Source organism: Methyloligella sp. GL2 (assembly GCF_013341275.1).
Classification (GTDB): Bacteria; Pseudomonadota; Alphaproteobacteria; order Rhizobiales; family Methyloligellaceae; genus Methyloligella.
In genome coordinates, this window is record NZ_CP054476.1 from 1,889,133 (window position 1) to 1,913,591 (window position 24,459).

A 24,459-nucleotide genomic window follows, 5' to 3' on the forward strand; every position below is an offset into this window, starting at 1 on the left:
ATTCAGGAAATGGCGATCCCGGCAGGACTCGAACCTGCAACCCCCTGCTTAGAAGGCAGGTGCTCTATCCGGTTGAGCTACGGGACCGGTGTGTTTGCCCGCCAGCTTCGTCCCGCCGGCGGGGCGCTTAATGGGTCCAGCGGTCGGGCCGGCCGTATTTGAAATTCTCCGCATAGGATTTGGGGCGGATCTTGCTCACACCCGGCTCTTCCAGCCGGAAGGCGATGCCGTGGCGCGTGGCGTAGGCGATGGCCTCTTCCTTGGTGTCGAAGCGCATGCGGATCTGGCGCTTGGTATCGTAGGACGAGGTCCAGCCCATCAGCGGCTCGATGACGTTGGGCGTCTCGGGCTCGAACTCCAGCACCCATTCGTTGGTGCCGGCACGCCCCGACTGCATGGCGTTCTTGGCGGGTTTGTGAATCCGAGCGACCATGATTTCCCCATTCTCTTGCGGCGATGGTCGGGGCAGCAAGATTCGAACTTGCGACCCCCTGCTCCCAAAGCAGGTGCGCTACCAGACTGCGCCATGCCCCGATCGACCGCAATTGCGCAAAATGCACATTCCGCAGCCCCGCGAAAAGCAGATACAAGCTTCGCCGGCCCACGGCAAGATTGGCCAAGAGGCTTAATACCCAAACTGGCTTAAGCGAAGCTTATCCGGCGGGCGGCGCTCCGGCTAGCGAATGGCGGCGCTTCCTGGCTGAAGCGGCGTATAGTCCACCTTATCGCCCTTTTTTATGCCGGTTTTGCGAATGGTGCCGGCGGCGAGCTCGACAATCCCAATGACCGGACCGTCGGAGGGGATCGGCGTCAGCGAGAACGGCTTGGCCCGCTCATGCACACGGTTCACCCGCCAATCGGCGCCGATGAACACCATGTCCAGCGGGATATAGGTGTTCTTCATCCACATCTGGATCGGCTGGGATTCGTCATAGAGGAACAGCATGCCGGCATCGTCGGCGAGCGCCTGGCGGAACATCAGCCCCTTGGCGCGCTCTTCCGGCGTGACGGCGACCTCGACATTAAAACGGTAGGCGCCGGTCGCGGTGTTCAGCACCAGCGTGCCGTTGTCCATGGCGAAGCCTTGCGCCGGCCATAAAAGACCGAGGCCAAGAAGCACCAGGACGGCGAGCTGTGCCAGGCGCGGCGCCGCGAACGCGAAGCGCCGCGGCCCGATGCCGTTCACCTGTGAAAGGCTCAGTGAGAGGATGGACCGGCCACGCCCTCGGGGCGCAGCTCGGCGGCTGAGAGCCCCTTGGGCCCGTTGCCGTAACGAACCAGAACCACCTGCCCCGGGCGAAGCTCGGCGAAGCCGAAGCGCCGCAGCGTCTCCATATGCACGAAGATGTCCGAGGTCTGAGGACCGCGAGTCAGAAACCCGAATCCCCGTTGGCGGTTGAACCACTTTACGACGGCCCTTTCCCAATCGCTTTCCGGCACCACCGAGACGTGGGTCCGGTCCGGCAATTGCGACGGATGCACCGCGGTGGAGTCATCCATCGAGATGATGCGCAAGGCCTGTAGGCCCTTGTCGCGCCGCGCCGCTTCGCAGACGACGCGGGTGCCTTCATAAGCAGTCTGGTAATTGTCTTTTCTGAGGCAGCTTACGTGCAGCAGCACGTCGGGCAAACTCTCGTCTGGGACGATAAACCCGTAGCCCTTGGATGCATCAAACCACTTGATCGATCCGGAGACTTCAATGACCTCGAGGGTGGCGTCCTCTTCACCTCGGGTTTGATCCTCCAGATGTGGCGATTCTTTCGCCCCCATTGCCGCACTCCCCCGCTTTACACTTGCAACTTCCGGCCCTTCGACGCCCAAACGAATCGACCAGATTGCCTTCAGCGAACATAGCATCGAGGCGGTGCCTGGCCAGTGGAAAGTTCCCGGAAACCCTTGCTTCTCCACAAAATCTCGGCGAGTTCCACGAGGCGCAGAGCGTTTCGCTTTAACCGCATGATCGGCAAGCACTATCGCCGGTTTCGCAAGGATCGCGCCAAGCTTCGGTGCGGCTGTGAGACGGTTTTGCGGGGAAGGATGCAAGCGCTTCTGTAACCAGATAAAATTTCGGTTACGGTGAGGCGCGCCGCGGCCCTAAGGCGGTTGTGGATGTTGTGCAACAATATCGGGGAAAACGCCCGGCGCGATCGTCGGAGCTTCGTGCCGACGTCACGGCATTGTGCTTACCGAGCGCCCCAGTCGCGGACGCGCGTATCGTTTGAATTGAGAGATTGGAGGAACGGCCAATGAAATATCTGCACACCATGGTGCGGGTGTCCGATGTGGACCAGTCGATGGACTTCTACTGCAACAAGCTGGGGCTGAAAGAGGTCCGCCGTATGGAGAGCGAGAAAGGCCGCTTCACGCTGATCTATCTGGCCGCGCCGGGGGACGAGGGTGCCCAGGTGGAGCTGACCTATAACTGGGATCCGGAGACGTATTCCGGGGGGCGCAATTTCGGCCATCTCGCCTATGAGGTCGAGAATATCTACGAGACCTGCCAGAAGCTGATGGATGCCGGGGTGACCATCAACCGGCCGCCGCGGGACGGCTATATGGCGTTTATCCGCTCCCCCGACGAGATCTCCATCGAGCTGTTGCAGAAGGGCAAGCCGCTGCCGCCGCAGGAGCCCTGGAAGTCGATGGAGAACACTGGAGAGTGGTAGGCGCGGAGCCGTTGTCTCGAGGTCTGGGGCCGTTCAGAAGGACAAGAACAGCTGGATGATGACGGCGTTCATCAGGTCCACGAAGAAGGCCGAGACAAGCGGCAAGACGATGAAAGCGAGCGGACTGGGACCATAATGCTTGGTCACTGCGCTCATATTGGCGATTGCTGTCGGCGTGGCGCCGAGGGTGAACCCTGCGAAGCCGGCCGACAGCACCGCCGCGAAATAATCCGCCCCCATGACCCGGTAGAAGATCAAGAGGACAAATGCGGCGGTCACGGCGACTTGCAGCGCTGTGGTCGTCAGCAGGACGCCGATGGAGTCGCCGAGAGTCCAAAGCTGGAGACTCATAAGCGACATCGCCAGAAAGACCGACAGGCTGAAATCGGAGACCAAGGCCAAGGCTGGCGTGCGGCAAGGCCAGTTGAGCTTCGGCAGAAGCGCGGTGCCGAGATTGGTGATGAGTATTCCGGCCAGCAGGCAGGGAACGAAGAGCGGCAGCATGAGGCCGGCTTCGTCCAGCAGGTCCGAGGCGGCAAAGCCGATAATGATGGCGACGTGGACGACCAGCAGCGAGCGAATGACATCGACATAGTCGAAGTGATCGCTGCGTGGCTGCTCTGCGGTGACGATAAAGGCCGCTTCGTCCTTGGGGTCGGGCTTCAGCGCGTCCTTTTCGACGAGATATTTGGCGATCGGGCCGCCTAGAAAGCTCGCGGCGATGAGGCCCATGGTTGCCATCGCGACGCCAAGCTCCGAGGCGCCGGTTACACCGAATCTGTCGGCGACCGTCGGTCCCCATGCGATTGCGGTGCCATGGCCGCCGATCAGGGAGGCGGTTCCCAACAGGATGCCGGCTTGGGCCGGCAAGCCCCAGAGTGCGGCTCCGAGGAGGCCGACCGTTTCCTGAAGCAGCATGAAGACGACGGTCAGCACCAGCAGCAGGACGAGCGGACGTCCGCCGCGCGCCAAGTCCGAGAGCCGGGCGTTCAGGCCAACGGTGGTGAAGAAGTAGACCAGCAGCACATCCCTGGCGCTCAGATCGAAGACCACTTCACGGGAGAACAGAGTGTGAAGCGCCCAGGTGATCAGGGCGATCGCGATCCCCCCGCTGACTGGCTCAGGAATATTGTAGCTGCGCAGGAACGGGATCCGTTGCGTCAGATATTGGCCGACGAAGAAGACGACGAAGCCGATGGTCAAGGCGAGGAAAGCGCCGATTTGGGTCGTCTCGGTCATGAGCTGTGCCCGCTTGCCATGAGGCTTGCGCATTCGGCATGCCGCCGTCCCGGCAACGTCCGACTCGTGTCATGCCATCATGACCGATGGCGGGGATTTGGCCAGCGCAGAGGCAAAGCTTACGGAGAGATCGGCGTGAGGCGCGTGGTACCCCCTAGGGGAATCGAACCCCTGTTTCCAGGTTGAAAACCTGGCGTCCTAACCGTTAGACGAAGGGGGCGTACCGTACGCGTATGGCCCGGCGGGCAAAGCGCCCGGAGCACATCAAGGCGCCTCATATAGAATCCTTGAGCGCGGGCCGCAAGATGGCAGACGGCTTTAGAGCCGGTCAATTTTACGCGGCGGCGCTTTAAAGGGCCGCTGCGTCCTCGATGGAAAGCTCCACCGTCTCCCGGCCCTGCCAGCGATTAAGGCGGAGGCTGCCGGCGAAATGCAGCGGTTTTCCTTGCGATGCAAGCAATAGCTCGCCGAGCGGCGTCTCGGCGGCGCGGAAGGCGCAGGCCTCCAGCCGGCTGCCGTCGGGTGCGGCAAGGCTGACCCGGACATGGCCGCTGCCGACGACGCGAAGCCGGGTGATTCTGTGGGCGGCGAAGGCGAATCGCGGTTTCGGCTGGCCCGGGCCATAAGGTCCTGCCCGGTCGAGCAGGTCTAAGAGCTCCGGCGTCGCGCCCGATGCGCTCAACGTGCCGTCGAGAGAAAGCCGGCGACGCTCCATTGCGGCGGCATAGCTTTCGGCGAAGCTCTGGTTCAGAGCGGCGTGCAACGCCTCCAGCTTTTCTTGGCTTAAGCTGAAGCCCGCCGCCATGGCATGGCCGCCGCCCTTGGTCAGCACCTCGCTGTCGACCAGATCGCGGATGGCGCGGCCAAGATCGATGCCGGGAATGGAGCGGGCGGAGCCGGTGCCCTCCCCGTCGGCGCTCCAGGCGATAACCAGGGTCGGCCGCTCGAAGCGTTCGGTGATGCGGCTCGCCACCAGGCCGAGCAGGCCCTTGTGCCAATCCGCGGCCCCCAGCACCAGGCAGGCGGTGTCGGGCGTCTCGGCCACCGCCATCTCGGCGAGCTGGGCGGCCTCTTCCAGCATGCGGTCCTCGATAGCCTTGCGCTCGGTGTTGAGGGCTTCCAGCCGGTCGGCGAGGCCGCGCGCCTCGACATCATCGTCGGTGCAAAGCAGCTTGGCGCCGAGGCCGGAGAAGCCGGTGCGGCCGCCGGCATTGATGCGCGGGCCGAACACGAAGCCGAGCGTATAGGAGCTGGGCGCGGCTTCCAGGCGGGCGACATCGGCCAACGCGCGCAGGCCCGGCGTCTTCCGCTGCTGCATGATCTTGAGGCCCTGGGTAACGAAGGCGCGGTTGACGCCTTTCAGCGGCACCACATCGCAGACCGTGGCCAGGCCGACCAGATCGAGGAAGGACAGGAGATCGGGTTCGGCCAAGTCCTTATAGGCACCGCGGGCGCGGAGCTGGCGCAGCGTTGCGACGAGGAACAGGAACACCACACCGGCGGCGGCGAGATGGCCTTGGCCGGAAAGATCGTCCTCGCGGTTCGGGTTCACCACGGCATAGGCGTCCGGCAGCTCCTCGCCGGCCTGGTGATGATCCAGCACAAGCACTTCGGCGCCGGCGGCATTTGCCGCTTCGACGGCCGCATGGCTGCTGATGCCGCAATCGACGGTGAGGATCAGCGAGGCGCCCTCCTCGGCCAAGCCGCGCATGGCCCCAGGCGACGGGCCATAGCCTTCGGTCAGCCGGTCGGGAATATAGGCGCTCGCGCTTTGGCCGTGATGGCGCAAGAATCGCTCGACCAGCGCCAGCGAGGCGGCGCCGTCGACGTCGTAATCGCCGAAAACCGCCATCGGCTCGCGGGCGAGGATGGCATCGGCGAAGCGGCTTGCCGCCTTGTCCATATCCTGTAGCGAGGAGGGATCGGGCAGCAGCGCACGCAAGGTGGGGTTGAGGAAATCGGCGACCATGGCCGGCTCGGTGCCGCGGGCGGCCAGCACCCGGCCCAAGATCTCCGGCACGCCGCCTTGCTGGGCGACGGCGAGCGCCAGGTATTCGCGCTCCGGGCCGAGTCGCTCCACCCAGCGCTTGCCCAGCACCGAGCGCGCGACGCCGAGCAGCGGCTCTGCTTCGTCGGCTGTCTCGCTGGCGCGTGGAAGTGCCGTCACGGCCCCCGTCCCTTTCGTCTGACGTGTGATTTTAACACCCCGTTGCCGGGGCAAACGCCGATTTTAGCCGATTCGGCCCGGATTTCCGGCTTCGGAGCCTTCCGCGTCCAGACGTTCGGTGCGGATCCAGCGGATGGTGTGGTTCAGCGCGCGCATCACCACGGTGTGGGTGGTGACGGTCTTGGAGGTGAAGCGCACCCCTTCGATGAAGCTGCCGGAGGTGATGCCGGTGGCGGCGAAGCTGACATCGCCGGAGGCCATGTCGGAAAGCTCGTATTTGCGCTTCAGATCGGTGATCTCGGCGGCGGCGGCCTTCTCGCGCTGCTCGTCGCTGGTGATGCACAGGCGCCCCTGCATCTGCCCGCCGATACAGGCGAGTGCGGCGGCGGCCAGCACGCCCTCATGGGCGCCGCCCACCCCCATATAGACATCGATGCCGGTGGCGCGGGCGGCGGTGGTGTGGATCACGCCGGCAATGTCGCCATCGCCGATCAGGCGGATCGCGGCGCCGGTCTCGCGCACCTCTGCGACCAGCTTGGCGTGGCGGGGACGGTCGAGAATGCAGGCGGTGACGCCGGAGACGGGCACGCCTTTCGCCTCGGCGATACGTTCCAGATTCTCCTTCGGGGTGGCGTCGAGATCGACCACGCCCGGCTCGTAACCGGGGCCGACGGCGATCTTGTCCATATAGACGGACGGGACCTTGAGCAGATGGCCGCGCTTGGCGACGGCCATCACCGACATGGCGTTGGGCAGCGCCTTGGCGCAGACGGTGGTGCCTTCCAGGGCATCGACGGCAATATCGATCTCCGAATTGCCGTTGTCGTCAGTGCCGACCTCCTGGCCGGTGAAAAGTTGGGGGCTCTCCCCTTCTTCACCCTCGCCGATAACGATCCCGCCCTTGGCCGGCAGGCGCTGCAGGGCGGCATAGGCGGCGAGCACGGCGGCCTTGTCGGCGGCGGCTTCGTCGCCCCGGCCGCGCCAGCGTGCGGCCGCAACGGCCGCCGCCTCGGTCACGCTTCCGATGTCGAGATTCACGGTGGCCCAGGACTCGGCCATGTTGGCACTCGGCAGCATTGGCGGATCCTCCCAACGATCCTTGTTATCGGCCCGATTCTTTTTTCTTATACGGGGATTATAACCCTTCGATACGGATCATCTGCGGTTTGGTCACGATGTGACCGTCCTTTTCGATATCCGTCAGGGCCGCGTTGACCGCCGCCTCATTGGTCTCGTGGGTGATCATGACAACGTCGATGGGGCCGGAGGTCTCTTCCTCCTCAATCCCCGGAATCTCGGTCTTGTTGCGGTGCTGGACGATGCTTTCCAGCGAAATATGCTGTTCGGCCATGCGGGTAGCGATGGCGGCGATGACGCCGATACGGTCGAACACCGTCAGGCGCAGGTAGTAGCTGCCCTCATGGCTGCCCATCTCGGCCTTCTTGAACGGCGCTAGGGCCGAGGTCGGCACTGCGAGCGGGGGCAGGATCTGGCCGCGGGCGATATCCACCAGATCGCCGACCACGGAGGATGCGGTGGGGCCGGCACCGGCGCCGGGGCCGCTCAGCATGACGCCTTCGATGAAGTCGCCCTCCACCATGACGCAGTTTTGCGGTCCGTAATTCTCGGCGATCGGAGTGTGCTTGGCGACCATGGCCGGATGCACGCGCTGCTCGATGCCGCTTTCGGTGGCGACAGCCACGCCGAGCAGCTTGAGGCGGTAGCCGAGCGTGTCGGCGGCCTCGATATCGGCCGGGGTGATGCGCTCGATCCCCTCGACATAGATCTGGTCGAAGGCGGTCTCCACGCCGAAAGCCAGGCTGGTCAGCAGAGCAAGCTTATGGGCGCTGTCGAAGCCGCCGATATCGAAGGTGGGATCGGCCTCGGCATAACCCTTGAGCTGGGCATCCTTCAGCGCGTCCTCGAAGGTGGCGCCCTCCTCCTGCATCAAGGTGAGGATGTAATTGCAGGTGCCGTTGAGGATGCCGTAGACGCGGGAGACGCGATTGCCCTGCAGGCTTTCGCGCATCACCTTGACCACGGGGATGCCGCCGGCGATGGCGGCCTCGTAATTCAGCGCCCGGCCATGCTCTTCGGCGAGTCTTGAAAGCGCGGTGCCGTGATGGGCGAGCAGCGCCTTATTGGCAGTGACGACATGCTTGCCGGCGATCAGGGCCGCTTCGACCGCCTCTTTCGGCGTGCCGTTCTCGCCGCCCATCAGCTCGACGAAGACGTCGATCTCGGGATCGGCGGCAAGCGCAACCGGATCGTCGACCCAGCGCAGGCCGGACATATCGGCATCGCGGGGCTTGGTCTTGTCGCGGGCGGTGACGGCGACGACGGAGATCGGCCGGCCGGCGCGCTCGGCGAGCAGGTCTTTATGGGCGGCAAGCAGGCGAAGCACGCCGCAGCCGACCGTGCCAAGGCCGGCAAGGCCCAATTTCAGCGTATCGGACATAAGAAGCGGCTAGCGTGCGCGGTTAGCGGTGGAAGTCATGGGGACGACGTTATGCAGCGACTGCGCCGAGTCGGAAAGCAATTTCCGAATGTTGCGCGCAGCCTGACGAATGCGCTGCTCGTTCTCGACCAGCGCGATGCGCACGTAGCCCTCGCCATATTCGCCGAAACCGACACCCGGCGAGACCGCGACACCGGCCTTCTCCAGCAGCAGCTTGGCGAATTCCAGCGAGCCGAGATGAGCGAACATCTCCGGGATCGGCGCCCAGGCGAACATGGTTGCCGGCGGAGACGGGATTTCCCACCCGGCCCGGCCGATGGAATCGACGAGGCAGTCGCGGCGGCTCTTATAGACCTGCCGGATCTCGTCGACGCAGTCCTGCGGCCCGTTGAGCGCGGCGGTGGCGGCCACCTGGATCGGCGTGAAGGCGCCGTAATCGAGGTAGGATTTCACCCGGGTGAGCGCCTGGATCAGCCGTTCGTTGCCGACGGCAAAGCCCATGCGCCAGCCCGGCATGGAATAGGTCTTCGACAGGCTGGAGAACTCCACCGCAATATCCATGGCGCCGGGCACCTGGAGGATCGAGGGTGGCGGATCGCCTTCGAAATAGATCTCCGCATAGGCCAAGTCGGAGAGCACGATCAGCTCGTGCTTCTTCGCATAGGCCACGATCTCCTTGTAGAAATCGAGATCGGCGACCAGCGCGGTCGGGTTGGACGGATAGTTCAGCACCAGGGCCGAGGGCTTGGGCACCGAATGGCGCATGGCCCGGTCTAGCGAGGTCATGAAGGCGGAATCGGTGGAGGCCGGCAGATGCCGGATCACGCCGCCCGACATGATGAAGCCGAACTCGTGGATCGGATAGGTCGGGTTGGGCACAAGGATCACGTCGCCTGGCGCGGTGATGGCCTGCGCCATATTGGCGAAGCCTTCCTTGGAGCCGAGGCTGGCGACGATCTGGGTGTCGGGGTTCAGCTTCACCCCGAAGCGGCGCTCGTAATAGGCGGCCTGGGCCTTGCGCAGGCCCTGAATTCCCTTGGAGGCGGAGTAGCGGTTGGTGCGCGGGTTGCGCACCGTCTCCACCATCTTCTCGACGATGTGGGTCGGGGTCGGCATGTCCGGATTGCCCATGCCGAAATCGATGATGTCCTCGCCATTGGCGCGGGCCTGGGCCTTGAGCTTGTTGACCTGCTCGAAGACGTAAGGCGGAAGCCGCTTGATCCTATGGAAATCGGTTGTCATCGGTTTGTCCCTGACGCTGCTTAAGCATCATCAAAACGCTAATTGATTAAGTATCGCCTATTGAGCGCCAAGGGGCCAGCGGCGCAAGGGAAAAAGCTCAATTCTTGGCTTGAGCTTCGGCTTGCTTGGCCTCGTTTTGCAGGTCGGAGATCACGTCCTGCTGCTGATCCTTGGTCAGCGTGTCGTCATAGCTGCGGATCAGCTTGGAGATCGGCGGTGCGGTGGCGATGCCCTCCGAACAGCCGCTGACGGCGAGCGCTGCCGCGGCGAGAACGGCGAAGGGAACGAGTCGTGATACGGCCCGGCTTACCCGGCTGGAATGCACGGCTATTTCCTTTTGGTTGAAAGGCAGCGCTTAAGCCTCATATCACGCGATGCTGCGCTGCGAAAGCGACAAGAGAACCCCCCGCGAGAACCGCATAAATGTGCCATCCGATTGGGGATAAAAAGCGGATTTTGGCGCGGCGTTTCGCCTCTCCCAGACGGCGAGGAACATCTGCCTCTAGGACACAGTTTTTCTCAAGAGGTGCCGGCCGGCGGCGGCTCGCCGGCCATACAGTCCTTGTAGTCCGTGGTACGAAAGGAGATGGCGATGACGCGGCAAACCCGGCGCTCCCACGCGAAAAAGGACGGACGGACGATTTCTGCGCGGAATGCCCGGCAAGGCGAGATCATCCTGACGACGCCCTCGATGCGGGCGGTGTTTATCGCCGGACTGATTCTGGCACTGCTGGTCGCCCTCGCGGCGGGGCTCCTGACCTAACCGCCGATTTTTCCTGGAAAAAACGTCTGCAGCTCTGGACGATGCGTTTTTTCGTCCGCAGGCTGGAGTGGCAGTGGGTAATATTCCTATAGTCCAAGGCCGCTAAGAGTCGAATTCGGGTCTAGGGATGAACGGTTATGGATCAGCGGACTGACGGGACGGGGCCGACGGACCCGCCTCAGCCAGATGTTGAACGTATGGACGCATTTGCGCAGAACCTGATGCGTCTTTGCGGGGAAGGCGCGCGGGTGATGAGCGCCGTGGCCGAACGCACCAAGAGCGAGGGGCCGTACAGCGTCGCCACCGAGATGAGCGAAGCGCTGAAGGCGCTGGGCGAGGTCGCCAAGCAATGGGTGAGCGAACCGGCCAAGCTGGCCGAGGCGCAGCGCGACCTGATGCAGTCCTACAGCGAGCTTTGGGCGCGTTCCATGCGCCGCTGGCTCGGCGAAAAGGTCGATCCGGTGATCGCGCCGGATCCGACCGACAACCGCTTCTCCGACCCGGAATGGACCGACAACCAGCTGTTCGATTTCTGGAAGCAGGCTTATCTGCTGACCGCGCGCTGGGCGGAGGGGCTGACCGAGAAGACCGAAGGTATCGACGAACAGACCCGGCATAAGGCGATGTTCCATCTGGAGCAGATGCTGAGCGCGATCTCGCCGTCGAATTTCCCGGTGACCAATCCGGTGGTGGTGCGCACCACGCTTGAGAGCAACGCCGAGAATCTGGTGCAGGGCATGCAGCACCTGGCCGAGGATCTGGCCCGCTCGCCGGATATCCTACGTATCAGCCAGACCGATTATTCGGCCTTCGAGGTCGGCCATAACCTCGCCACCACGCCGGGCAAGGTGGTGTTCGAGAACGATATCCTGCAGCTGATCCAGTATCAGCCGACGACGGAGCAGGTCTATGAGCGGCCGCTTCTGATCGTGCCGCCCTGGATCAACAAATATTACGTCCTCGATCTGGTGCCGCAGAAATCGCTGATCAAATGGGCGGTGGACCAGGGCTTCACCGTGTTCGTGATCTCCTGGGTGAACCCGGATCAACGCCTGGCCCGAAAGACCTTCGAGGATTACATGCGCGAGGGCATCCTCGCCGCGCTGGAGGTGGTGAACCGCCAGCTCTCGCTGCATTACGTCAATCTCTTAGGCTATTGCGTCGGCGGCACGCTGCTCTCCGCCACCCTCGCTTATCTCGCCAATAAGGGCGACGACCGTATCGCCTCGGCAACGCTCCTGACCACCCAGGTGGATTTCACCAGCGCCGGCGATCTGATGGTGTTCATCGACGAGGCGCAGCTTTCGGCGCTGAACGAGATGATGAGCGAGCAAGGCTATCTCGACGGCTCGCGCATGTCGGCAGTGTTCAACATGCTGCGGCCGCGGGATCTGATCTGGCCCTATGTGGTGAACAACTATCTGCTGGGCAAAAAACCCCTGCCCTTCGATCTCTTGTATTGGAACTCGGATTCGGCGCGGCTGCCGGCGCTGAACCACGCCTTCTATCTGCGGGAGTTCTACCAGCTCAACAAGCTGAGCCGGGGCGAGATGACGCTTGCCGGCGAGAAGCTCGATCTGAAGAAGGTGACGATCCCGATCTATCAGCTCGCCTGCCGCGACGATCATATCGCGCCTGCGGCCTCGGTGTTCCTGGGCTCGCGGCTGTTCGGTGGGCCGGTTCGCTTCGTGGTCGCCGGTTCCGGCCATATCGCGGGGGTGATCAACCCGCCAGCCAAGCACAAATATCAATATTGGACCGGACCCTCGGCCAATACGCTTGCCGAATGGCTCGGCCAGGCGACGGAGATGCCCGGCTCCTGGTGGCCGGATTGGGCGACTTGGCTTGCGGGGCTTTCCGGCGAGAAGGTGCCGGCGCGCGATCCCACGCATGGCCGCTACCGGCCGCTGGAGGATGCGCCGGGCTCCTACGTCAAGGTGCGGACTTAAGCCTTGGCGCAGCTTTCCCTCGACGGGCTGACCATGTTCGGCCTTGCCGCCGTCAGCGCTATGCTTCTGTTCTATGCGCTGGAAGACCGCAGCCCTTGGTATGTGCTGGCCTTCGCCGTGGCGTGCCTGTTCGCGGCGCTTTATGGCTATCTGCAAGGCGCCTGGCCGTTCGCGCTTGTTGAGACGATCTGGGCCGGCGTTGCTTTCCGCCGCTGGTGGCTGCGCCGGGCAGCGTAAAGCGCTGCTCGCCCTTACGGGAAGAGCGGCAGCTGCTCGAGCCCGGTGGTCTCGTCGAAGCCGAACATCAGATTGAAGTTCTGCAAGGCCTGGCCGGCCGAGCCCTTCACCAGATTGTCGATGGCGCCGATGACGATGGCGCGGCCCGGCACCCGGTCGGCGAAGACGCCGATCTGGCAGAAATTGGAGCCGCGCACATTCTGGGTCGCCGGCACCAGCCCTTCGGCCAGCACCTGGATAAACGGCGCATCGGCATAGGCCTCTTCGAGGACGGCGCGTAAGTGGGCCGCCTCCGTGCCGGGCTTCATGGCGACATAGGAGGTGGTGAGCTCGCCCCGGCTCATGGGCACGAGATGCGGGGTGAAGGTGATGGTGACGGGGGCGTTTGCCGCCGCGCCGATCTCCTGCTCCAGCTCCGGCAGATGCCGGTGGCTGGCGATGCCGTAGGGCGAGAGCCCCTCGCCCGCCTCGGCGAACAGCGTGTTTTGCTTCAGGCTGCGGCCGGCGCCGGTGACGCCGGATTTGGCGTCGGTGATGATGCCGTCCGCTTCGATCACCCCGGCCTTCACCAAGGGGAGCAGCGACAGCAGGATGGCGGTCGGGTAACAGCCGGGGCATGCCACGATGCGGGCGTCCTTGATGGCCGGGCCGTAATGCTCGCTCAGGCCGTAGACGGCCTGTTTCAGCAGCTCAGTGGCGCCGTGGGTGCCGCCATACCATTTGGCGTAAAGCTCCGGATCGCGCAGCCGGAAATCGGCCGACATGTCGACGACCCGGATGTTGTCGGGAAGCTTGGCGATTTCCTGATGCGCGGCGGCGTGAGGCAGGCCGCAGAACACCACGTCGATGCCGTCCCAATCCACCTCGTCGGAAGAGACCAGATCGGGCAGCCCTAACGATGCAAGATGCGGGAAGACGGCGCCGAGCGGTTTGCCCGCATGGCTCTTGGCAATCAGCGTGGTCAGCTTGATGCCGGGATGGCGCGCGGCAAGCCGGATCAGATCGGCGCCGGTATAGCCCGATGCGCCGAGCACGGCTGCATTGACGATGGGATCGCTCATAGGTCGCATCTCCTAGGGTGCCGCCAGCTTTCGGGCTTTGGCGCACCGGTTATGCACGGATACCGGCCCGAAGGCCGGTATCCAGCACAATGACCTATGAGTCTCAACTGGATTCCGGCCTTCGCCGGAACACGTCGCCGACGATTAGCGCTTGGAGAACTGGAAGCTACGGCGGGCCTTGGCGCGGCCGTATTTCTTACGCTCCACGGTACGCGCATCGCGCGTCAGGAAGCCTTCCTTCTTCAGCACGCTGCGCAGCTCCGGCTCGTAGCGGGTCAGCGCCAGCGAGATGCCGTGACGGACGGCGCCCGCCTGGCCCGACAGGCCGCCACCGGAAACGGTGCAGACGATGTCGAACTGGCCCTCGCGGTTGGAGGTGACCAGCGGCTGCTTCAGGATCATCTGCAGCACGGGGCGCGCGAAATACTTATCGTGCTCCTTGCCGTTGATCTGGATGCGGCCGGGCCCCGGCTTCACCCAAACGCGGGCGACGGCGTCCTTCCGCTTGCCCGTGGCATAGGCGCGGCCTTGCGCGTCGAGCTTCTGGACGTAGGTCGGCGCCTCGGGGGCGGCGTTCTCGGTCTGGAGCGCGCCGAGATCCTCCAAAGTCTTCACCTCAGGATCGGCCATTATTCGCTCCTCGCATTCTTGGTGTTCAGGCTCGCAACATCCAGCGTCTGCGGCTGCTGCGCCTCATGCGGATGCTCGGTCCCGGCATAGACACGCAGGTTCTTCAGCTGCTTGCGGCCGAGCGGGCCCTTGGGAAGCATGCGCTCGACGGCCTTGTGCAGCACGCGGTCGGGATGCTTGCCTTCGAAGATCTTCTGGGCAGTACGGCTTTTGATGCCGCCCGGATAACCGGTGTGCCAGAAATATTCTTTGTCCCAATACTTATTGCCGGTGAACACGGCCTTGTCGGCGTTGATCACCACGATATTGTCGCCGCAATCCATATGCGGCGTATAGGTCGGCTTGTGCTTGCCACGCAGACGCGTCGCGATCAGCGCTGCAAGACGGCCGACGACAAGCCCCTCGGCGTCGATCAACACCCAGGACTTCTCGATTTCGCTCGCTTTGGCGGAATAGGTTTTCATGTTCCTCGCCTCTTTAAGATCGGCGCTTCTAACCGGAACAGCGCGCGAGCGTCAAGCATCGCGTGTTAAAAAAGTGCATTTGTTTTAGTGCATTAGCTGAGCGGTAAAATAATACCACATCGCGCGGGTTGCGACTGAGACGGGATGCGCCCTTGTGTCATAAAGAGGAATGTCCCCTAATCAAAGGCTTAGCGGCAGGGGTGGGAAATGGGCGAGCTTCAGACCAGGGATAAACAGGAGCAGCCGGCGGAAGAACCGCTGGTGCTGGAGGAGATTCGCGAGCGTGTCGCGATCCTCACGCTGAACCGGCCGAAAAAGCGCAATGCGCTGTCGGAAGCTATGATTGGGGCGCTGCAGAAGGCCGTCAGGCGCGCCGGGCAGCAGAGCGATGTGCGGGTGATCGTGCTCACCGGGGCCGGGCCGGTGTTCTCCTCAGGGCACGATCTGAAAGAGCTGACGGCGTATCGCAGCGAGGCGGATAAAGGCCGGGCAGCCTATCAGCGGATCATGACCGCCTGCTCGCGGCTGATGCTGACCATCGTGCATTCGCCGAAGCCGGTGATCGCGGCGGTGAACGGCATCGCCACCGCGGCGGGCTGCCAGCTGGTGGCAAGCTGCGATCTTGCCGTGGCGAGCTCCGAAGCCGCCTTTGCCACGCCTGGGGTCAATATCGGCCTGTTCTGCTCAACGCCCATGGTGGCGCTGTCCCGTAACGTGCCGCGCAAGAAGGCGATGGAGATGCTGCTGACCGGCGAGATGACGAGCGCGGAGGATGCGCTGGCCATGGGGCTGGTGAACAGGCTCGCCGCGCCGGACGCCTTGCTCGAGGAGACGCTTGGCTTCGCCGCGCTGGTCGCCACCAAGCCGCAAGCCACGCTGAAGATCGGCAAGGAGGCGTTCTACCGGCAGATCGACATGCCGCTGGAGGAGGCGTACGGCTATGCCTCCTGCGTCATGGTCGACAACATGCTGCATGCCGAGGCAAAGGAAGGCATTGGCGCCTTTCTCGATAAGCGCAAGCCGGTCTGGCCCAAGAACGACGAGTAGCGATACGTAGCGAATGAGCCAGGCAGAGGGCTATCACGAGCATTATAGCGATGCGGAGATCCGCGCCGTGCTGAATGGGGTGCGCAGCATCGCCATTGTCGGGGCGAGCCCGAATCCGTCGCGCCCGAGCTATTTCGTGACCAAATATCTCAAGGCCAAGGGCTATGAGGTGCTCCCGGTCAATCCGGGCCATGCGGGCAAGGAAATTGCCGGGGCGAAGGTCTACGGTTCCCTTGCCGAGATCGGCCGCCCGGTCGACATGGTCGATATCTTCCGCAATTCGGATGCTGCTTTCGGCATCACAGAAGAGGCCATCGCCATCGGTGCCAAGGTGGTGTGGATGCAGCTCGGCGTGCGCAATGACGCGGCGGCCCGGCTTGCCGAAGAAGCCGGGCTCACGGTGATCATGAACCGCTGCCCGAAGATCGAATATGGGCGCCTGTCCGGAGAGATCGGCTGGACCGGCGTCAACTCCAAGGTGCTCTCCTCCAAGCGGCCTTCGATGCGGGGCGGCACGATACAGCAGCGCATGCTGAAAGAGGACTGACGTCCCTCCCGGCTTGCTAAGATTCGCACTGCCTCCGGGCATGTCCGCCATTCTTCCCGCCCGTCTGCACTGGTAAAGTCGCGTGCGATTTATAGGGAGGAAATGCCATGAGCGATGAAAAAGCGCCCGGGTTCGACACGTTGGCGATCCATGCCGGCGCCCGGCCGGATCCGGCGACGGGGGCGCGGGTGACGCCGATCTATCAGACCACGTCCTATGTCTTCGACGATACGGAGCATGCCGCCTCGCTGTTCAATCTGGAGACCTTCGGCAACATCTACAGCCGGATGATGAACCCCACCAACGCGGTGCTCGAAGAGCGGGTCGCGGCGCTGGAAGGCGGCACGGCGGCGCTTGCCACCGCCTCGGGCCATGGCGCGCAAACCCTCATCTTCCATACGCTGTTGGAGCCGGGCGACGAGTTCATCGCCGGCCGCCAACTCTATGGCGGTTCTGTCAACCAATTCGCCTACTCCTTCGCCAAATGCGGCTGGAGCGTGAAATGGGCCGATGTCACCGATCCGGAGACTTTCCGCGCGGCGCTCAGCGACAAGACCAAGGCGATCTTCATCGAGTCCATCGCCAATCCGGGCGGGGTTGTGTCCGATATCGAGGCGATTGCCGAAATCGCGCATGAGGCGGGCGTGCCGCTGATCGTCGATAACACCCTGGCGACGCCCTATCTGATCAAGCCGAAGGAGTATGGCGCGGACATCATCGTGCACTCGCTGACCAAGTTCCTCGGCGGGCACGGCAACTCGATCGGCGGGGCGTTGGTCGATTGCGGCACGTTCGATTGGCAGGGCAGCGGCGGCCGCTATCCGACGATGACCGAGGCTTGCGAGAGCTATCACGGTATCAAGATGGCCGAGACGTTCGGCGATTTCGCCTTCGCTATCGCCGCGCGGGTGCTGGCCTTGCGCGATCTCGGCCCTGCCCTCGCCCCGTTCAACGCTTTCCTGATCCTGACCGGCATCGAGACCTTGCCGCTCCGCATGCAGCGCCATTGCGACAATGCTCTATCCGTGGCCAAGCATCTGGCGGCGCACGACAAGGTCGCTTGGGTGAATTATGCGGGCCTGCCGGGCAGCGCCTCACATGCCCTTGCCGAGCGGTATTGCCCGAAAGGCGCCGGCGCGGTGTTCACCTTCGGGGTGAAGGGCGGCTATGAGGCTGGGGTGAAGCTGGTGGAAGGGCTGGAGCTGTTCAGCCATCTGGCCAATATCGGCGATACCCGGAGCCTGGTGATCCATCCCGCCTCGACCACGCACCGGCAGCTCTCAGACGAGGCGCGCGAGGTGGCGGGTGCCGGGCCGGATGTGGTGCGGCTTTCCGTTGGTCTGGAGGATAAGGCCGATCTGATGGCCGATCTGGATCAGGCTCTGGCGAGAGTCTGAGCCCGCTCTTCCGGCACGCCGTTGGTGGCGAGCCAGAAATGGAACACGGCGGCGCCGAACAGCACCACGGCGCCGGCCTGATGCGCCAGCCCCAGCGTGATGGGTACGGCGAGCAGCAAGGTCCAGACACCGAGCGTGGCCTGCAGCATGGCGATGACCGCGACGGTGAGGCCCGATCCGATCAGGAGCTGGGGTTTCTTCGTCGCGGCGAGCCAGACGGCCTGGGCGATGGTGGCGGCGAAGACCAGATAGGCGACCATGCGGTGGTCGAACTGCACGGTGAGCGGGTTGTCGAAGAAATTGCGGATCCAGGGGGTCGCTTCCCAAAGCCCGTCCGGGATAAAGGCGCCGGCGATCAGCGGCCAGGTGTTGTAGCCGAAACCGGCATCGAGCCCGGCCACCAGGGCGCCGAGCAGCAGCTGCAAATAGATCAGCCCGAGGATAAGACCGGCGACCCAGGGGACAGCGCGGGAGGTAACGGGCTCGCGCTTTGCCGGGCCGAGGCCGAAGATCAGCCAGAGCGTGTAGCCGAAGATCAAAATGGCGAAGCCGAAATGGGCAGTGAGCCGATATTGGCTGACATCGACCCTGTCGATCAGCCCGCTTTTCACCATGTACCAGCCGACGGCGCCCTGCAGCCCGCCGAGCACAAAAAGACCGATCAGCTTGGGCCAGAGCTTCTTCGGGATATAGCCCGCAGCCCAAAACGCCAGGAACGGCAGGAAGAAGACGAAGCCGATCATGCGGCCCAAGAAGCGATGTCCCCATTCCCACCAGAAGATGCCCTTGAACCCGGCGAGGTCCATATTCGGGTTCACGCGGGAATATTCGGGAATCTGCTTATAGGCCTCGAAGGCGGCGTTCCAATCGGCATCGGAGAGCGGCGGCACGATACCGACGATGGGCTTCCACTCGGTGATGGAAAGGCCGGAATCGGTCAGCCGGGTCGCACCGCCGACCAGAATCATCGCCACGATCAGGAGCGCGACGGCCCAGAGCCAGATCCGCAAAGCGCGGATATGGTGGGGTTTGCCTGCGGTCTCGACCGCGGGCGCCTCTAGGCTATGGGCGGCGGCTGTAGCCATGGCAGATGTGTTAGCGAGCCACGGTGCGAAACTCAATGAGAAGCTGCCGCGATAGTGCCGCAGGGCGGGAGGCCCCTAGTGCCGGTCCCTGCTTCCCGCATTTGGCCCCTTCGGCTACGATGCGGCCATGGGCATACGGGTGCGCAAGCTGATCGGTACGGTAGCCATTTTGGCCTTCGTGCTCACCTATGTGCTGATCGTTGCGGCGATCGGCTCCGGCCATATTGCCGAGGCCGGGCTATGGGCGCGTTTCTTCTTTTTCCTGATCGCCGGGCTGATCTGGGTGATTCCTGCGGCGCTGATCATCCGCTGGATGCAGAAACCCGATCCCCTGCCCGGGTCTAAGTAACCACAAGTCATACTTGGCCGTTCAGGCCGCATTGACCTCGCGGAAGCGGTTCCACAGGGCGAACGGCGCGCCGGAGAGATAGAGCGCGGTATAGGTCAGGGATTGGTAGTCGCCATTGAGCGAGACCCGCGGCAGTGCGGTCAGATGCTCGCGATGGGCCGGGAAGATCATGCCCTTTCGCGTGGTGACGGCGGTCTTGAAGCCGCACTCCTTGGCCAGCCAGAAATCGCGCGGGCCGGCGCTCAGCTCGTCGCCGTAAGGATAGGCGAAATGCTCCGGCCTTGTGCCGAGCTCGGCCTCGATGCGGTCGGCCCCGCCGATCATCTCTTCCTTGGCATTGGCGGCGGAGAGCTTGGCGACGGCGTAATGGCCTTTGGTGTGGCCGCCGATGGTGACCAGCGGATCGGCGGCGAGCTCCCGCAGCTCGTCCCAATTCATGATCAGCTCGCGGCACCGCGCCATCATGTCGATGCCGTGGCGTTCGGCCAGGACGCGGACGACCTGGCGCTGCAGCACCTCGTCGATCGAGCGAAGCCACCAATAGATCTGATCGAAGCTCTTCTTCTTCTCCGCGATGGTCGCCGTGGGAAGCTGCCAGAGCGCACCGTCGCGGCAGAGCTCGATTCTGTCCGCCTGGCGGACCACCTCCTCCAGCGCGAGCCACCAAAGCTCGCCGCGGCCGTCGGCGTAATCGCTCGGCACGTAGATGGTCATCGGGATGTTCCGCTTCTTGAACAGCGGATAGGCGTATTCGGCGTTGTCCTTATAGCCGTCGTCGAAGGTGAAGCTGACGAAGCGGCGTTCATCGCCCTGTTTCAGCCGGCGTACGGCCTCGTCGAGGGTGACGACATCGAGCCCCGCCTCTTCCACCTGGTTGAGCACGGCTTCCAGGAAGTCCGGCGAAATCTCCAGGATGCGGTTGGGCGCGAACTCTTCGGGCTGCTCGGGGTGCACGCGGTGCAGCATGTAGATGAGACCGCTACCTTGGGTGTAGGGGGCGAGGAGCTTGGTGGCGCCGGAATGATACAGGCCCGACATGGCGGCCTTGAAGACGGCGGTCTTTACCTTACTCACAACAATTCTCCCCGCGCCATCAACCATTAATGCTTCTATGCCATCTACGCTTGGCAAGCCGGCCCAACATGCATTGCGGTTTCTTTCGAAAGCATTGCTAGGTGCGGATTTTGCTTAAAAAACGGTTGGGGGTTCTCGGGTCGAAAAGATGGGTCATTTTATGACATCTACAGTGTTGCAGCGTACCAGTCCGGAACGTCTTGAGCCGCTATTTGGGACAACCGAGCCGTTTCAGGTCGAGACCGGGATGGGGCCGATAACCTTATACGTGACGGACGAGATCGAGCCGCTCGAAACGGTCTGGGAGGCGCTTCAGAGCGTCTCGCCCTGCAGCCCCAGCCAGACCTTTAATTATGCCCGGGCCTGGCAGCGGCACGTGCTCCAGCCGGAGGGACGCCGCGCCATCATTGCTATCGGTTACGACGCCGACCGGGCGCTGTTTCTGTGGCCGTTCGAGCTGCGGCGGAAATTCGGTCAGACCGTGCTGGTCTGGCTCGGCCAGGATCACGCCAATTACAATATGGGCCTGTTCACGCCCGGCGTGCCGGCGCAGCTCAAGGGCCCCGATATCGCGCGGCTGCTTAACCATATCGGCGCCTGGGCCGGCGCTAGCGCGGCGCTGCTGGAAGCCCAGCCTTTCGAGTGGGGCACGTTCCGCAATCCCGTTGCCGAGCTGAAGCATCAGCCGCATCCGAGTGAGGGCTATGCGGTGAAGCTCGGCGATTTCGAAGAGCTCTACCACGCGAAGTTCAAGAAGGCGTCGCGCCGCAAATATACAACGCGCGAACGTAAGCTTGGCGAGGAAGGCGAGCTGGTCATCGGTTGGGCTTCGAGCGATGCGGAGCGCAAACACGTGCTGGAGACCTTCTTCGCCCAGCGCGAGACCCAGTTCGCCGCCATGGGGGTGGAAGACCCCTTCACCCCGCCGATCCGGGATTTCTTCCGCGAGCTGGCCTTTCTTCCCGACGACGATCCGGCGCGGTTGCGTTTGGGTTATATCCGCGTCGGCGACTTCATTGCCGCCACGTTCAGCGGTTCGGTCTGCCAGGACACACTGGCGGTCTGCATGTCCTCGCTCGGCGAAGGCGACATGCAGCGCTATTCGCCCGGCCTTGTGTTGCTGCGGCGGCAGATCGAGTGGGCCTGCAACGAAGGACTGGCCTATTACGATATCGGCGTCGGCGGCGCGCGCCATAAGGAACGCTGGTCCGACGTCGTCCGCGAGCTGTTCGACAGCTATCAGGCCTTCACGCCCCAAGGGTATCTGCTGACCCTGCCCCTGACCGGCTTCATCTGGGCCAAGCGCCGGGTGAAGCAGAACAAATATCTGTGGCCGCTGGCCAAGAAGGTGCGCAGAGCGCTGTTCGGCAAGCAGCAGGTCGAGGACGAGGACTAGGTCCCCTTCCCCGAAACGACTCTAAGTGGCGGCGACACGGCCGAACGGATGCCGCGCGCCCGCTTTGACGGTCTGGGCGCGCCGTTCGTAGATCAGCACCGGGCAATCGAAGCTGGCAAAATCGGCCAGGGCTTCGTCGGCCATGCTCTTGGCGGTGTCGGGAGCGAACAGCGCCACCATGGCCGAGAGCATGCCTTCCAGCGCCGGCTGGAACGTAACCGCCTGTGGCCGGTCGGCATGGATCACCACGCAGTCATAGACATGGCTCAGGGCATCGAAGATGCGCAGGAAACTGGCCTGGGCATTCTCCGGCGTCACCTCCGGATCGCCGGCCGGGATGACCTGCAGCTCCGATTCCTGATCGACCTGGATGACGTCCTCGAAGGCCGCCTCGCCCGCGGCCAGCTCGCGATAGCCGGGGATGCGTTCTAATCCGAGAAAATCGGAGACGGTGACCTGTCCTTGCGCGATATCGAGCAGCACGACGCGCTCTTCCTCGGCGCGTTTGCGGGCGATCTGGATCGCCTCGGGCAACGCGTTCATGGCAGTGGCCGGCACGATCAGAATGGAGCGCGGGCTTACGCCTGCGAGCTTCGCATCGAGCTGTTCCGACACGGCGTCGACGGAATGAACAACGGCGCCCTTCTCGCCCACCGTCTTACGCTCGCCGCTTGTATCGCCGGCGTGCTCGCCTTGCCGACGCTTGCGGAGATAAAGATCGAGCGCCGAAGGCGTTCCCATAGCCGCTTTGGCTGCGCTCTCGGCGCTCAGCTTGCCATTAGGCTGTGCGGCGGTGGCGGTAGTTTGGCCCTGGCGGATGCGGGAGGCCAGACTGTCGCTTTGCGGGCTTTCGTCGGTCTGTTTCCGGCGGGCAGCAGCCGGAACCGGAGGGCGGCTTCCTTGCCCGAAGAGCGATGGGGCACTTGCCGCAGCAGGCTCGGTGGCCGCTTCCATCGCCGGCTCCACCGGTACGGGATACGCGGATCTGCGCCCGGATGCATTCGGTGTGGCACGGATCAGCTCGCGGGCCACGATAAAGGCGAGCATCAGCAAGCCGACGGCCACGGTGACCAAGAGGGTGATCGGAAGCTTCTTCGGGAAAGACGGCTTCAGCGGCGGATAGGCTTTGGAAATGATGGACGCGTTGCTCGGCACTGCCCCGATATCGTGGCGAGCGCTCGCATCGCTATAGCGGGCCAGATAGGATTCCAGCAGATCGCGTTTGGATTTTGCGTCGCGTTCCAGGGCGCGCAGCTTGATCTCGGCGGCGCTCTCGCCCGAGGCCTCGGTCTTCGCCTGGCCCAAGCTTGCCGATAGCGAGTTCACACGGACGCCGGCGACTTGCGCCTCGCTCTCCAGCCCTTTGACGATCTTCCTGGCTTCGTCGCGAATCTGACGGCGCACGTCGGCGAGCTCGGAATTGAGCTGCTCGATGCGCGGATGGGAGGGCAGCAAGGTGGCGGAGAGCTCTGCGAGCTGGCGCTGCACCTGGACGCGCTGCTCGATCAGGCGCGAGATCAGCGGAGATTTCAGCACTTCGGGGGTGGCGTCGATATCGCCGTTGTCCTGGAGCATCTGGCGGATCAGCCGGGCGCGGGCTTCGGCTTCGGATTTCTGCGCCTTGGCCATGATCAGCTGGCTATTCAGCTCCGAAAGCTGCTGCGCGCTGAGATCCACATTGTTGCTGCCGGCATAGATGCCTTCCTTGGCGCGGAAGTTCTCCACGGCGGCTTCCGACTCGGCGACCTCGGTGCGCAAGGAGTCGATCTGCTTCTGCAGCCAGGCGGTGGCGTCCTTGGTCTGCTCCAGCTGAGCGTCGCGCTGCCAATTAATATAGGCCTCGGCCAAGGCGTTGGCGGCATCGGCGGCGAGCTGCGGATCGCCGGAAGTGTAATTGATGGCGATGACGCTCGATTTCTCACGCTGATAGACGATCAGGTGACTCATAAAGGCGTCGGCGGCCTTCTCGGCTTCCGACTTCTTATCGGTGCCGGTGAGCCCGATCTGTTTGAGAATCATGCCGATCAGCCCGACGCCGGAATCCTTGGCGAAGGTCGGATTGTTGATCAGGTCGAGCTTGCGTACGACTTGAAGCGCGAGATCGCGGGAGGTCAGCACTTGGACCTGGCTCTGAATGGCCTGTTCGTCCAAGCTTCGAACCGGCGCCGTGGAGCCTGCCGGCTGCCGATAGACCGATTGCTCATTCTCGATGAGGATGCGGGTTTCGGCCGTGTATTGCGGCCGCATCATCGAGAGGCTGACGAAGGTCAGGAAGCCTACGGCAAGCGAAATGCCGACGATCCAGCCTTTGGCGCGCCAGATGGCGCGGCCCAAGGTGACCAGATCGATGTCGTCGGTCACGGGTTGATTTTGCTCAGGCGGCATAGACTCAGAAACTCCCTGGAAATCCTGGCGACATTACACCCGAGCTCAGTAACCAAATGCTTAAGTGGTGGCCGGCTTCAGGACGGCTGGTGAGTATTCGTTAACTATAGAGGCTCTAAATCGAGTCCTATGGAATCGCACCTCACCAAAGGATTCGGCTGGGTCCGTATGTTGTTGATCGGACTCGCTGTTTGCACCGCCCTCGGCGGTTGTAAGATGAATGGCCCCCGGCTGAACGTGCCGGGCGCGTCGTTCTTGAACACCCCCTCGCCTCTGCCTCCGCCCGGCATGGGATTGAGGCCG

24 protein-coding genes and 3 tRNA genes are annotated in these 24,459 nt (G+C 63.4%); 9 read left to right on the top strand and 18 right to left on the bottom strand.

What is annotated here, in order from left to right; translation table 11 throughout:
• Nucleotides 1-10: 10 nt before the first annotated feature.
• The 5 genes from HT051_RS08935 to HT051_RS08955 form a co-directional block, all read right to left on the bottom strand.
• Nucleotides 11-87, bottom strand: a tRNA-Arg gene (locus HT051_RS08935).
• Between the two features lie 40 nt (nucleotides 88-127).
• Complete coding sequence (locus HT051_RS08940) at nucleotides 128-433, bottom strand: ETC complex I subunit (protein ID WP_174541711.1); 306 nt, start codon at nucleotides 431-433, stop codon at nucleotides 128-130.
• A 24-nt stretch (nucleotides 434-457) separates the two neighbouring features.
• A tRNA-Pro gene (locus HT051_RS08945) sits at nucleotides 458-534 on the bottom strand.
• Nucleotides 535-676: 142 nt separating this feature from the next.
• On the bottom strand, nucleotides 677-1,186 hold the full coding sequence (locus HT051_RS08950; protein ID WP_246810033.1) for a DUF192 domain-containing protein: 510 nt from the start codon (nucleotides 1,184-1,186) through the stop codon (nucleotides 677-679).
• Between the two features lie 11 nt (nucleotides 1,187-1,197).
• Nucleotides 1,198-1,770 (bottom strand): cold-shock protein, encoded by a 573-nt coding sequence (locus HT051_RS08955; protein ID WP_174541712.1) that lies wholly within the window; start codon nucleotides 1,768-1,770, stop codon nucleotides 1,198-1,200.
• Between the two features lie 476 nt (nucleotides 1,771-2,246).
• On the opposite strand from HT051_RS08955, the gene HT051_RS08960 reads away from it, so the two are divergent.
• Nucleotides 2,247-2,666: a VOC family protein gene (locus HT051_RS08960; RefSeq protein WP_174541713.1), complete on the top strand. Its 420-nt coding sequence runs from the start codon at nucleotides 2,247-2,249 to the stop codon at nucleotides 2,664-2,666.
• Between the two features lie 33 nt (nucleotides 2,667-2,699).
• Here the strand turns inward: HT051_RS08960 and gltS are convergent, their stop codons facing one another.
• The 7 genes from gltS to HT051_RS08995 all read right to left on the bottom strand — a co-directional run bounded on the left by gltS (nucleotide 2,700) and on the right by HT051_RS08995 (nucleotide 10,097).
• Nucleotides 2,700-3,869, bottom strand: coding sequence for a sodium/glutamate symporter (gene gltS / locus HT051_RS08965; RefSeq protein ID WP_246810034.1), 1,170 nt, complete (start codon nucleotides 3,867-3,869; stop codon nucleotides 2,700-2,702).
• Between the two features lie 181 nt (nucleotides 3,870-4,050).
• Nucleotides 4,051-4,125 (bottom strand) — tRNA-Glu (locus tag HT051_RS08970).
• Between the two features lie 129 nt (nucleotides 4,126-4,254).
• Nucleotides 4,255-6,072 carry a single-stranded-DNA-specific exonuclease RecJ gene (gene recJ, locus HT051_RS08975; protein WP_174541715.1) on the bottom strand — a complete coding sequence of 606 codons (1,818 nt, stop codon included), beginning with the start codon at nucleotides 6,070-6,072 and terminating at the stop codon, nucleotides 4,255-4,257.
• Nucleotides 6,073-6,135: 63 nt separating this feature from the next.
• Complete coding sequence (glpX, locus tag HT051_RS08980) at nucleotides 6,136-7,149, bottom strand: class II fructose-bisphosphatase (RefSeq protein WP_246810035.1); 1,014 nt, start codon at nucleotides 7,147-7,149, stop codon at nucleotides 6,136-6,138.
• Nucleotides 7,150-7,207: 58 nt separating this feature from the next.
• A complete protein-coding gene (locus HT051_RS08985; protein WP_174541716.1) occupies nucleotides 7,208-8,530 on the bottom strand; it encodes a homoserine dehydrogenase in 1,323 nt (440 codons plus the stop codon).
• 9 nt (nucleotides 8,531-8,539) lie between these two features.
• Nucleotides 8,540-9,772: an LL-diaminopimelate aminotransferase gene (locus HT051_RS08990; RefSeq protein WP_174541717.1), complete on the bottom strand. Its 1,233-nt coding sequence runs from the start codon at nucleotides 9,770-9,772 to the stop codon at nucleotides 8,540-8,542.
• A gap of 97 nt (nucleotides 9,773-9,869) precedes the next feature.
• The gene (locus HT051_RS08995) at nucleotides 9,870-10,097 is read right to left on the bottom strand and encodes a hypothetical protein (RefSeq protein ID WP_174541718.1); all 228 of its coding nucleotides are present in this window, start codon (nucleotides 10,095-10,097) and stop codon (nucleotides 9,870-9,872) included.
• 267 nt (nucleotides 10,098-10,364) lie between these two features.
• On the opposite strand from HT051_RS08995, the gene HT051_RS09000 reads away from it, so the two are divergent.
• The 3 genes from HT051_RS09000 to HT051_RS09010 all read left to right on the top strand — a co-directional run bounded on the left by HT051_RS09000 (nucleotide 10,365) and on the right by HT051_RS09010 (nucleotide 12,721).
• Nucleotides 10,365-10,535 (top strand): hypothetical protein, encoded by a 171-nt coding sequence (locus tag HT051_RS09000; RefSeq protein WP_174541719.1) that lies wholly within the window; start codon nucleotides 10,365-10,367, stop codon nucleotides 10,533-10,535.
• A gap of 197 nt (nucleotides 10,536-10,732) precedes the next feature.
• Nucleotides 10,733-12,484 carry an alpha/beta hydrolase gene (locus HT051_RS09005; protein ID WP_174541720.1) on the top strand — a complete coding sequence of 584 codons (1,752 nt, stop codon included), beginning with the start codon at nucleotides 10,733-10,735 and terminating at the stop codon, nucleotides 12,482-12,484.
• A gap of 33 nt (nucleotides 12,485-12,517) precedes the next feature.
• Nucleotides 12,518-12,721 (top strand): hypothetical protein, encoded by a 204-nt coding sequence (locus HT051_RS09010; RefSeq protein ID WP_174542946.1) that lies wholly within the window; start codon nucleotides 12,518-12,520, stop codon nucleotides 12,719-12,721.
• Between the two features lie 14 nt (nucleotides 12,722-12,735).
• On the opposite strand, the gene argC is transcribed toward HT051_RS09010, so the two are convergent.
• The 3 genes from argC to rplM all read right to left on the bottom strand — a co-directional run bounded on the left by argC (nucleotide 12,736) and on the right by rplM (nucleotide 14,876).
• Nucleotides 12,736-13,782 carry an N-acetyl-gamma-glutamyl-phosphate reductase gene (argC, locus tag HT051_RS09015; protein WP_174541721.1) on the bottom strand — a complete coding sequence of 349 codons (1,047 nt, stop codon included), beginning with the start codon at nucleotides 13,780-13,782 and terminating at the stop codon, nucleotides 12,736-12,738.
• A gap of 144 nt (nucleotides 13,783-13,926) precedes the next feature.
• Nucleotides 13,927-14,412 carry a 30S ribosomal protein S9 gene (rpsI, locus tag HT051_RS09020; RefSeq protein ID WP_174541722.1) on the bottom strand — a complete coding sequence of 162 codons (486 nt, stop codon included), beginning with the start codon at nucleotides 14,410-14,412 and terminating at the stop codon, nucleotides 13,927-13,929.
• On the bottom strand, nucleotides 14,412-14,876 hold the full coding sequence (gene rplM / locus HT051_RS09025; protein ID WP_174541723.1) for a 50S ribosomal protein L13: 465 nt from the start codon (nucleotides 14,874-14,876) through the stop codon (nucleotides 14,412-14,414). The genes rpsI and rplM overlap by 1 nt, the downstream gene beginning before the upstream one ends.
• Nucleotides 14,877-15,083: 207 nt before the next feature.
• Here rplM and HT051_RS09030 point away from each other — a divergent pair, with 207 nt between their 5' ends.
• The 3 genes from HT051_RS09030 (at nucleotide 15,084) to HT051_RS09040 (ending at nucleotide 17,867) form a co-directional block, all read left to right on the top strand.
• Entirely contained in the window at nucleotides 15,084-15,923 is an 840-nt protein-coding gene (locus HT051_RS09030) for an enoyl-CoA hydratase (RefSeq protein WP_174541724.1), read from the top strand.
• A 13-nt stretch (nucleotides 15,924-15,936) separates the two neighbouring features.
• Nucleotides 15,937-16,470 (top strand): CoA-binding protein, encoded by a 534-nt coding sequence (locus tag HT051_RS09035; protein ID WP_174541725.1) that lies wholly within the window; start codon nucleotides 15,937-15,939, stop codon nucleotides 16,468-16,470.
• A 107-nt stretch (nucleotides 16,471-16,577) separates the two neighbouring features.
• Nucleotides 16,578-17,867 carry an O-acetylhomoserine aminocarboxypropyltransferase gene (locus tag HT051_RS09040; protein WP_174541726.1) on the top strand — a complete coding sequence of 430 codons (1,290 nt, stop codon included), beginning with the start codon at nucleotides 16,578-16,580 and terminating at the stop codon, nucleotides 17,865-17,867.
• On the opposite strand, the gene HT051_RS09045 is transcribed toward HT051_RS09040, so the two are convergent.
• Nucleotides 17,846-18,952, bottom strand: coding sequence for a COX15/CtaA family protein (locus HT051_RS09045; protein WP_174541727.1), 1,107 nt, complete (start codon nucleotides 18,950-18,952; stop codon nucleotides 17,846-17,848). The two genes, HT051_RS09040 and HT051_RS09045, sit on opposite strands and share 22 nt — an antisense overlap.
• 127 nt (nucleotides 18,953-19,079) lie before the next feature.
• On the opposite strand from HT051_RS09045, the gene HT051_RS09050 reads away from it, so the two are divergent.
• Nucleotides 19,080-19,301 carry a DUF2842 domain-containing protein gene (locus HT051_RS09050; protein WP_174541728.1) on the top strand — a complete coding sequence of 74 codons (222 nt, stop codon included), beginning with the start codon at nucleotides 19,080-19,082 and terminating at the stop codon, nucleotides 19,299-19,301.
• A gap of 21 nt (nucleotides 19,302-19,322) precedes the next feature.
• On the opposite strand, the gene HT051_RS09055 is transcribed toward HT051_RS09050, so the two are convergent.
• Nucleotides 19,323-20,375 (bottom strand): polysaccharide deacetylase family protein, encoded by a 1,053-nt coding sequence (locus HT051_RS09055; RefSeq protein ID WP_174541729.1) that lies wholly within the window; start codon nucleotides 20,373-20,375, stop codon nucleotides 19,323-19,325.
• 160 nt (nucleotides 20,376-20,535) lie between these two features.
• On the opposite strand from HT051_RS09055, the gene HT051_RS09060 reads away from it, so the two are divergent.
• Complete coding sequence (locus tag HT051_RS09060) at nucleotides 20,536-21,771, top strand: GNAT family N-acetyltransferase (RefSeq protein WP_174541730.1); 1,236 nt, start codon at nucleotides 20,536-20,538, stop codon at nucleotides 21,769-21,771.
• A 21-nt stretch (nucleotides 21,772-21,792) separates the two neighbouring features.
• On the opposite strand, the gene HT051_RS09065 is transcribed toward HT051_RS09060, so the two are convergent.
• Complete coding sequence (locus tag HT051_RS09065; protein WP_174541731.1) at nucleotides 21,793-24,132, bottom strand: exopolysaccharide transport family protein; 2,340 nt, start codon at nucleotides 24,130-24,132, stop codon at nucleotides 21,793-21,795.
• Between the last annotated feature and the right edge of the window lie 327 nt (nucleotides 24,133-24,459).

What these genes read in the sequence shown, in the direction of transcription:
- HT051_RS09045 (WP_174541727.1), bottom strand. Translation starts at nt 18,952, where the DNA reads ATGGCTACAGCCGCCGCCCATAGCCTAGAGGCGCCCGCGGTCGAGACC.
- HT051_RS08990 (WP_174541717.1), bottom strand. Translation starts at nt 9,772, where the DNA reads ATGACAACCGATTTCCATAGGATCAAGCGGCTTCCGCCTTACGTCTTC.
- HT051_RS09005 (WP_174541720.1), top strand. Translation starts at nt 10,733, where the DNA reads ATGGACGCATTTGCGCAGAACCTGATGCGTCTTTGCGGGGAAGGCGCG.
- HT051_RS09050 (WP_174541728.1), top strand. Translation starts at nt 19,080, where the DNA reads ATGGGCATACGGGTGCGCAAGCTGATCGGTACGGTAGCCATTTTGGCC.
- argC (WP_174541721.1), bottom strand. Translation starts at nt 13,782, where the DNA reads ATGAGCGATCCCATCGTCAATGCAGCCGTGCTCGGCGCATCGGGCTAT.
- HT051_RS09010 (WP_174542946.1), top strand. Translation starts at nt 12,518, where the DNA reads ATGTTCGGCCTTGCCGCCGTCAGCGCTATGCTTCTGTTCTATGCGCTG.
- HT051_RS09035 (WP_174541725.1), top strand. Translation starts at nt 15,937, where the DNA reads ATGAGCCAGGCAGAGGGCTATCACGAGCATTATAGCGATGCGGAGATC.
- HT051_RS08940 (WP_174541711.1), bottom strand. Translation starts at nt 433, where the DNA reads ATGGTCGCTCGGATTCACAAACCCGCCAAGAACGCCATGCAGTCGGGG.
- glpX (WP_246810035.1), bottom strand. Translation starts at nt 7,149, where the DNA reads ATGCTGCCGAGTGCCAACATGGCCGAGTCCTGGGCCACCGTGAATCTC.
- HT051_RS08985 (WP_174541716.1), bottom strand. Translation starts at nt 8,530, where the DNA reads ATGTCCGATACGCTGAAATTGGGCCTTGCCGGCCTTGGCACGGTCGGC.
- HT051_RS09040 (WP_174541726.1), top strand. Translation starts at nt 16,578, where the DNA reads ATGAGCGATGAAAAAGCGCCCGGGTTCGACACGTTGGCGATCCATGCC.
- rplM (WP_174541723.1), bottom strand. Translation starts at nt 14,876, where the DNA reads ATGAAAACCTATTCCGCCAAAGCGAGCGAAATCGAGAAGTCCTGGGTG.
- HT051_RS08960 (WP_174541713.1), top strand. Translation starts at nt 2,247, where the DNA reads ATGAAATATCTGCACACCATGGTGCGGGTGTCCGATGTGGACCAGTCG.
- HT051_RS09060 (WP_174541730.1), top strand. Translation starts at nt 20,536, where the DNA reads ATGACATCTACAGTGTTGCAGCGTACCAGTCCGGAACGTCTTGAGCCG.
- HT051_RS09030 (WP_174541724.1), top strand. Translation starts at nt 15,084, where the DNA reads ATGGGCGAGCTTCAGACCAGGGATAAACAGGAGCAGCCGGCGGAAGAA.
- HT051_RS08955 (WP_174541712.1), bottom strand. Translation starts at nt 1,770, where the DNA reads ATGGGGGCGAAAGAATCGCCACATCTGGAGGATCAAACCCGAGGTGAA.
- rpsI (WP_174541722.1), bottom strand. Translation starts at nt 14,412, where the DNA reads ATGGCCGATCCTGAGGTGAAGACTTTGGAGGATCTCGGCGCGCTCCAG.
- HT051_RS09000 (WP_174541719.1), top strand. Translation starts at nt 10,365, where the DNA reads ATGACGCGGCAAACCCGGCGCTCCCACGCGAAAAAGGACGGACGGACG.